Annotated in this window: 5 protein-coding genes; 4 read left to right on the plus strand and 1 reads right to left on the minus strand. The window is 66.0% G+C overall.

All coding sequences use genetic code 11. From position 1 onward, the window contains the following. The coding region (locus tag JYJ84_RS21735) for a hypothetical protein (RefSeq protein ID WP_205189448.1) at nt 1–210 on the plus strand (210 nt) is incomplete at its 5' end. Nucleotides 211–404: 194 nt separating this feature from the next. After that, nucleotides 405–3,995 (plus strand): indolepyruvate ferredoxin oxidoreductase family protein, encoded by a 3,591-nt coding sequence (locus JYJ84_RS21740; protein ID WP_175223502.1) that lies wholly within the window; start codon nt 405–407, stop codon nt 3,993–3,995. Nucleotides 3,996–4,146: 151 nt separating this feature from the next. On the opposite strand, the gene JYJ84_RS21745 is transcribed toward JYJ84_RS21740, so the two are convergent. Then, the gene (locus JYJ84_RS21745) at nt 4,147–6,417 is read right to left on the minus strand and encodes an NADP-dependent malic enzyme (RefSeq protein WP_122944181.1); all 2,271 of its coding nucleotides are present in this window, start codon (nt 6,415–6,417) and stop codon (nt 4,147–4,149) included. Nucleotides 6,418–6,877: 460 nt separating this feature from the next. Between JYJ84_RS21745 and JYJ84_RS21750 the strand changes: the two genes are divergently transcribed. Together JYJ84_RS21750 and JYJ84_RS21755 are read left to right on the plus strand one after the other, a co-directional pair. Further along, nucleotides 6,878–7,564 (plus strand): orotate phosphoribosyltransferase, encoded by a 687-nt coding sequence (locus JYJ84_RS21750; RefSeq protein WP_122944180.1) that lies wholly within the window; start codon nt 6,878–6,880, stop codon nt 7,562–7,564. Between the two features lie 241 nt (nt 7,565–7,805). Beyond that, nucleotides 7,806–8,399 (plus strand): YbhB/YbcL family Raf kinase inhibitor-like protein, encoded by a 594-nt coding sequence (locus JYJ84_RS21755; RefSeq protein WP_175223503.1) that lies wholly within the window; start codon nt 7,806–7,808, stop codon nt 8,397–8,399. Nucleotides 8,400–8,512: the final 113 nt, after the last annotated feature.

Here is an 8,512-nt window from a genome sequence, read left to right on the forward strand (position 1 = left end):
CGCGTGCACCGGGCCCGTCATCGAGAAAAACGCGGCGGACACGATCAGGAAACTCTGGATATGACGTGTGTTCATTGCACCTCCTGTAAAACTGCCGGCGCCTCTCCGATTGCGTCGAAACGAACCAACGCGGCCGGGCACCACCAGCAGGCCGACAAGATTAACGGCGTTTGCATGCAGATGGGGCCAGCTTTACATGCTTTTACATGATGTAACTCATGATTCAGCCCCTTTTTTTGATGCGCCACCACAATTCCCCCGCGTTCCAACCGATGGGCGGCGGGTTTGCCCCAGTGCTACCATCGCTTAAAACCGGCCAATATGCCGGCCACTGCCGACGCGTCCACAAGATGCCCGAAGCAGTCGAGTTTTGGTGATCCCAAACTGGGTGGAGGAGACAGTTAATGAATGCCCCGCTAGACGCAGGCCAACGCGCGTCCCTAGAAGCCGCGCTGAAGTCCGTCACGCTTGATGACAAATACACACTGGAACGCGGTCGCGCGTACATGAGCGGCATCCAGGCCCTCGTGCGCCTGCCGATGCTCCAGCAGGAACGCGACCGTGCCGCCGGTCTCAATACGGCCGGCTTCATTTCCGGCTATCGCGGTTCGCCGCTCGGCGGCCTCGATCTGTCGCTCTGGAAAGCCAAGCAGCACCTGGCAGCCCACCAGATCGTCTTCCAGCCCGGCCTCAACGAAGACCTCGCCGCCACCGCCGTGTGGGGCTCGCAGCAAGTGAACCTGTACCCCGGCGCGAAGCACGACGGCGTGTTCGGCATGTGGTACGGCAAGGGCCCGGGCGTCGACCGCACGGGCGACGTATTCAAGCACGCGAACTCGGCCGGCTCGTCGCAGCACGGCGGCGTGCTGGTGCTCGCCGGTGACGACCACGCGGCGAAATCGTCGACGCTCGCGCACCAGTCCGAACACATCTTCAAGGCCTGCGGGCTGCCCGTGCTGTTCCCGTCCAACGTGCAGGAATATCTCGATTTCGGCCTGCACGGCTGGGCCATGAGCCGCTATTCGGGCCTGTGGGTCGCACTCAAGTGCGTGACGGACGTGGTCGAATCGTCGGCGTCGGTCGACATCGACCCGCATCGCACCGAGATCGTGCTGCCGACCGACTTCATCCTGCCGGAAGGCGGGCTGAACATCCGCTGGCCCGACCCGCCGCTCGTGCAGGAAGCACGGCTGCTCGACTACAAGTGGTACGCGGCGCTCGCTTATGTGCGCGCGAACAAGCTCGACCGCATCGAGATCGATTCGCCGAGCGCGCGCTTCGGGATCATGACCGGCGGCAAGGCGTACCTCGACGTGCGCCAGGCGCTGACCGACCTCGGCCTCGACGACGAAACCTGCGCGCGGATCGGCATCCGGCTCTACAAGGTCGGCTGCGTGTGGCCGCTTGAAGCGCAGGGCGCACAGGCATTCGCGCGCGGCCTCGATGAAATCCTCGTCGTCGAGGAAAAGCGCCAGATCCTCGAATACGCGATCAAGGAAGAGCTGTACAACTGGCCCGATGGCCAGCGGCCGCGCGTGTTCGGCAAGTTCGACGAAAAGGACGGCGCCGGCGGCGAATGGTCGGTGCCGATGGGCAACTGGCTGCTGCCCGCCCACTACGAGCTGTCGCCCGCGATCATCGCGAAGGCGATCGCGACGCGCCTCGAGAAGTTCGAACTGCCGTCCGACGTGCGTGCACGCATCGCCGCGCGGCTCGCCGTGATCAGCGCGAAGGAAATGGCGCTCGCGAAGCCGCACGTGCAGACCGAGCGCAAGCCGTGGTTCTGCTCGGGCTGCCCGCACAACACGTCGACCAACGTGCCGGAAGGTTCGCGCGCGATCGCCGGCATCGGCTGCCACTACATGACCGTGTGGATGGACCGCAGCACGAGCACCTTCAGCCAGATGGGCGGCGAAGGCGTGCCGTGGATCGGCCAGGCGCCGTTCACGGACGAGAAGCACGTGTTCGCGAACCTCGGCGACGGCACCTATTTCCACTCGGGCCTGCTTGCGGTGCGCGCGGCGATCTCGTCGAAGGCGAACATCACCTACAAGATCCTGTACAACGACGCCGTCGCGATGACGGGCGGCCAGCCGGTCGACGGCGTGCTGACGGTGCCGCAGATCACGCACCAGCTCGCATCGGAAGGCGCGAAGAAGATCGTGATCGTCACCGACGAGCCGGAGAAGTACGACAGCCAGAAGGCGTTGCTCGCGCCGGGCGTGCCGATCCATCATCGCGACCAGCTCGACGACGTGCAGCGCGAGCTGCGCGAGATCGAAGGCACGACGATCCTGATCTACGACCAGACCTGCGCGACCGAGAAACGCCGCCGCCGCAAACGCGGCACGTATCCGGACCCGGCGAAGCGCGTCGTGATCAACGACGCGGTGTGCGAAGGCTGCGGCGACTGCTCGGTGCAGTCGAACTGCCTGTCGGTCGAGCCGCTGGAAACCGAATTCGGCACGAAGCGCCAGATCAACCAGTCGAGCTGCAACAAGGACTTCTCGTGCGTGAAGGGCTTCTGCCCGAGCTTCGTCACGGTCGAGGGCGGTCAGTTGAAGAAGCCGAAGGCCGTGTCGGTCGACGGCAACGCACTGCCGCCGATCCCTGAACCGACGCTGCCGGACATCGACCGCGCTTACGGCGTGCTCGTCACGGGCGTCGGCGGTACGGGCGTCGTCACGATCGGCGCGCTGCTCGGGATGGCCGCGCACCTGGAAAACAAGGGCGTGACCGTACTCGACGTCACCGGCCTCGCGCAGAAAGGCGGCGCCGTGATGAGCCACGTGCAGATCTCGCACGCGCCGACCGACATCCACGCAACCCGGATCGCGATGGGCGAAGCCGACCTCGTGATCGGCTGCGACGCGATCGTCACGGCCGGCGACGAGTGCACGTCGCGGATGCGGCACGACACGACGCGCGTGGTCGTCAACAGCGCGCAGACGCCGACCGCCGAGTTCATCAAGAACCCGAACTGGGCGTTCCCCGGCCTGTCCGCCGAAAACGACATCCGTGCGGCGGCAGGCGTTGACGTCGACTTCATCGACGCGAATCGCTTCGCGGTCGCGCTGCTCGGCGACGCGATCTACACGAACCCGTTCGTGCTCGGCTACGCGTGGCAGAAAGGCTGGCTGCCGCTCACGCTCGCGTCGCTCGTCCGCGCGATCGAGCTGAATGCGGTATCGGTCGAGAAGAACCGCGCGGCCTTCGAATGGGGCCGCCGCGCCGCGCACGACCTGGCAAGCGTGAAGCAGGCCGCGGCCGGCGACGCGCGCCCCGCGCAAGGCGCCACGGTGATCGCGCTGCACACGAAGAAGGCGGTCGACGCGCTGATCGCGAAGCGCGTGGAATTCCTCACCGCGTACCAGAACGCCGCGTACGCAGCACGCTATGCGTCGTTCGTCGACAAGGTGCGCGCGGCCGAGCGTGCGCTGGCAGACGGCGACACGGTGCAGGAGCAGCTGACCGAAGCGGTCGCGCGCAACCTGTTCAAGCTGATGGCGTACAAGGACGAATACGAGGTCGCACGGCTGCAGTCCGACCCGGCGTTCCTCGCGCGCCTGACCGCGCAGTTCGAAGGCGACTGGAAGCTGAAATTCCACCTCGCGCCGCCGCTGTTCGCGAAGACGGATGCGCACGGCCATCTCGTGAAGAAGGCGTATGGCCCGTGGATGATGTCGGCGTTCCGGATGCTCGCGAAGGCGAAGTTCCTGCGCGGCACGGGGCTCGACCCGTTCGGCCGTACCGAGGAGCGTCGCACCGAGCGCGCGCTGATCGGCGAGTACGAAGCGCTGATCGGCGAGGTGCTCGGCAAGCTGAACGCGGCCAACCGCCCGCTCGCCCTCGAGCTCGCGGCGCTGCCGGACGGCATTCGCGGCTATGGCCACGTGAAGGAGAACAACCTGCGCGCGGTACGCCAGAAGTGGAACACGCTGCTCGCGAAGTGGCGTGCGCCGGCCGGCGGCCAGTCGCACCAGCAGGTCGCGTAACGGCACGCGGCGGGCATTCGCGGTCCGGATGCCCGCCGGTGAGCGCCTACCGGCTCACGTCGCTTCACGATAAAAAAAACGCCACGGAACGCAGGTTCCGTGGCGTTTTTCATTGTGCCGCGCGCGAAGCGCGGCACACGCGGGCGTGGACTTACTTCGTGTTCACGTTCGCGGCGGCAACGGCCGTCATGTTGATGATCCGGCGCACGGTCGCGGCCGGCGTCAGGATGTGAGCCGGCTTCGCCGCGCCGAGCAGGAACGGGCCGACCGTCACGCCTTCGCCGCCCACCATCTTCAGCAGGTTGTACGCGATGTTGGCCGCTTCGACGTTCGGCATGATCAGCAGGTTCGCTTCGCCCGACAGCGTCGTGCCGGGGAATGCCTGCTTGCGGATCATTTCCGACAGCGCCGCGTCGCCGTGCATTTCGCCGTCGACTTCCAGGTTCGGTGCACGTTCGACGATCAGCTTGCGGGCCTCGCCCATCCGGCGCGACGACGCCGACGGCGCGCTGCCGAAGTTCGAGTTCGACAGCAGCGCAGCCTTCGGCGTAATGCCGAAGCGCTCGATCTCGGCTGCAGCCTGGATCGTCATGTCGGCGAGCTGTTCGGCGCTCGGCAGCTCGTTCACGTACGTATCGCACACGAACAGGTTGCGGCCCGGCAGCATCAGCAGGTTCATCGCCGCGAAGTGCTCGGCGCCCTTCGCGCGGCCCAGCACCTGCTCGATGAACTTCAGGTGGCTGTGGAACGTGTCGATCATCCCGCAGATCATGCCGTCGGCATCGCCCAGGTGCACGAGCATCGCGCCGATCAGCGTGTTGAACTTGCGCATCGCGGCCTTCGCGACTTCCGGCGTCACGCCGTCACGCGCGCCGATCTCCTGATACGCCTGCCAGTAGCGGTGGTAGCGCGCATCGTCTTCCGGATCGACGATTTCGAAATCAGTGCCGGCCTTCAGCTTCGAGCCGATCTTCGCGAGGCGCATGTCGATGACCGACGGACGGCCGACGAGGATCGGCTTCGCGATCTTTTCCTGCAGCACGAATTGCGCGGCGCGCAGCACGCGCTCGTCTTCGCCCTCGGCGAACACGATGCGGGCCTGCTTCTGCTTCGCGGTCGCGAACACCGGGCGCATCACCATGCCGGTGCGGTAGACGGTCGCGCCGAGCTGCTCGCGGTACGCGTCCATGTCCTGGATCGGACGGGTGGCGACGCCCGAATCCATCGCGGCTTGCGCGACGGCCGGCGCGATCTTGATGATCAGGCGCGGGTCGAACGGCTTCGGAATCAGGTAGTCCGGCCCGAATTCGAGCGAGTGGCCTTCATACGCCTTCGCGACTTCTTCGCTCTGGTCGGTTTCCTGCGCCAACTCGGCGATCGCGCGCACGCACGCGAGCTTCATTTCTTCCGTGATCGTCGTCGCGCCGACGTCGAGCGCGCCGCGGAAGATGAACGGGAAGCACAGTACGTTGTTGACCTGGTTCGGGTAGTCCGAACGGCCGGTCGCGACGATCGCGTCCGGGCGCACGGCCTTCGCGTCTTCCGGGCGGATTTCCGGTTCCGGGTTCGCGAGCGCCAGGATCAGCGGGCGGTCGCCCATCGTCTTGACCATGTCCTGCTTCAGCACGCCCGCGCTCGAGCAGCCGAGGAACACGTCCGCATCGACGATCGCGTCAGCGAGCGTGCGCGCATCGGTGGTCGCCGCGTAACGCTGCTTCGACGGGTCGAGGTTGCCGCGCCCTTCGTAGATCACGCCCTTCGAATCGGCGACGAGGATGTTCGACTTGGTCAGGCCGAGGTTCACCAGCAGGTCCAGACACGCGATCGCCGCAGCGCCCGCGCCCGAACACACGAGCTTCACTTCGGACAGCTTCTTGCCGACGACCTTCAGGCCGTTCAGGATCGCAGCCGACGCGATGATCGCGGTGCCGTGCTGGTCGTCGTGGAAGACGGGGATCTTCATGCGCTCGCGCAGCTTCTGCTCGATGTAGAAACATTCCGGCGCCTTGATGTCCTCGAGGTTGATGCCGCCGAGCGTCGGCTCGAGCATCGCGATCGCCTCGACGAGCTTGTCGGGGTCGGACTCCGACAGTTCGATGTCGAATACGTCGATGCCCGCGAATTTCTTGAAGAGGCAGCCCTTGCCTTCCATCACCGGCTTCGCGGCGAGCGGGCCGATGTTGCCGAGGCCGAGCACGGCGGTGCCGTTCGTGATGACGCCGACGAGGTTGCCGCGCGACGTGTACTTCTGCGCGTCGAGCGGATCGGCGTGGATCGCTTCGCACGCAGCGGCGACGCCCGGCGAATACGCGAGCGACAGATCCAGCTGGTTCGACAGCGGCTTGGTCGGGGTGACCGAAATCTTGCCGGGTTTCGGGTTCAGGTGATAAGCCAGTGCGGCCTGCTTCAGTTGTTCGTCCATGATTGACCTGCGAGAGACATGCGAAATATTGACGGTTCAGTACGCCGCACCTTCGGCCGCGTCTGCTTGAATCGAGAGGGTGATCGACTGCGAGACGGCACGCGACGCGCCGGGTCGGCACGCCATCGAACCTTGGCGGGTGGCAAGAGGAAAGTACAAAGTACTGAACGATTTCTAAGGGTCGCCTAGTGTACACCCCCTAAATGACGCATGTTGGTGCAGCGCCGCATCCTCCGCATCAGCGCGCGATCGGTCCGGCCCCGGTTGTTTCGCCGGTGGTGAGCCGCGGGGCGAACCCGCGCGAATTCCGCCGAAAACCGGCCTGAATCGGGTAAAATAGCGGGCTACGCGCGCAGCGATGCGATTGGCCCTCCGATCGCGCCCCGGCCCCCTGGGCAGGTTCCCCTTGCTGCGCCACCGGGCCCGCGCCCGCTCTTCGCTCATCACCCAAGGAATGCCCATGACAGGCTACGATCGTCAGTCGATCTCGGATACGACCGCCAAAATCCTGCTCGAAGTACAGGCAGTGCACTTCAACGCAGAAAAACCGTTCATCTTCACGTCCGGCTGGGCAAGCCCCGTCTATATCGACTGCCGCAAGCTGATTTCGTATCCGCGTGTGCGCCGCGCGCTGATGGAAATGGCGGAAACGACGATCATGCGCGACGTCGGCTTCGAGCAGATCGACGCGGTGGCAGGCGGCGAAACGGCCGGTATCCCGTTCGCGGCATGGCTGGCCGACCGGATGATGGTGCCGATGCAGTACGTGCGCAAAAAGCCGAAGGGTTTCGGCCGCAACGCGCAGATCGAGGGCCATCTGGAAGAAGGCTCGCGCGTGCTGCTCGTGGAAGACCTGACGACCGACAGCCGCAGCAAGATCAACTTCGTCAACGCGCTGCGTACCGCAGGCGCGACGGTGAACCACTGCTTCGTGCTGTTCCACTACAACATCTTCAAGGAAAGCGTGTCGGTCCTGAAGGACATCGACGTCGACCTGCACGCGCTCGCCACGTGGTGGGACGTGCTGCGCGTCGCGAAGGCGTCGGGCTACTTCGAGACGAAGACGCTCGACGAAGTCGAGAAATTCCTGCACGCACCGGCCGAATGGTCGGCCGCGCACGGCGGCGCGACGTCCCCGAAGGACTGACGCCGCGCCGGCCCGCTGGCCGGTGTCCTGGCTGAACAAGCCGCCCGCTTCATCGCGGGCGGCTTTTTTTTCGTCCGTCGATTCGCGCAGGAAACGATCGCGACCGCGGGTCGCGGCGTGCATCGCTCATCGAACCCTAATGCTAGACTTGATCCATCGCTGCCATCAGCTGCGCGGGCAACGCACAACGCCAACAACGCCGGAAGCATCGGTCCGGCCTACGTGACGGGAGAAGCGCCATATGCGTGTGGATCGCCGGATCACTCCGCCTGCGCCAGCGGGTCGCCCGTCGCCGTTCCTCGCCGCCCTCCTTTACGCCGCCGTCCTCGCCGCCCTGCCCGCGCATGCGGAAGGCGTGTTCACCGTGACGAGCGACGACCTGACGCCGGGCGGGCGCGTCCGCGCCGCGAACGTGTTCGATCGCGGCGACTGCAAGGGCGGCAACCACTCGCCGCAGCTCACCTGGCACAACCCGCCGCCCGGCACGCACGGCTACGCGGTCACGATCTTCGATCCCGACGCGCCGGGGCACGGCTGGTGGCACTGGGCCGTGGCGGGCATTCCGGCGACGGTCACGAGCCTGCCCGCCGACGCGAGCGCGTCCGGCTTCCTGCGGCGCATCGGCGCCAGCGAGGCGCGCAACGACTTCGGGATCGACGGCTACGGCGGCCCGTGCCCGCCGCCCGGCAAGCCACACCGCTACGTGATCACCGTCTACGCGCTCAAGGGCGACGACCTGCGCGTCGCGCAGGGCCGCCCCGCGCCGATGTTCGAGCACGAGATCGGCACGCTGGCGATCGGCACCGCGCAACTCACGGTCAACTACGGGCAATAACGCGAGGTAACGGACGTCGAGCATCGCACGCCGCCACGCCTCGATTGCCTGCCGCGGTGAAATTGCGTACTCCACACCCGCGCGTTTTCCCGTCATTTCGGCTTGCTAGACTC

The organism is Burkholderia sp. LMG 13014 (assembly GCF_905232215.1).
In the GTDB taxonomy this organism is placed as follows: Bacteria; Pseudomonadota; Gammaproteobacteria; order Burkholderiales; family Burkholderiaceae; genus Burkholderia.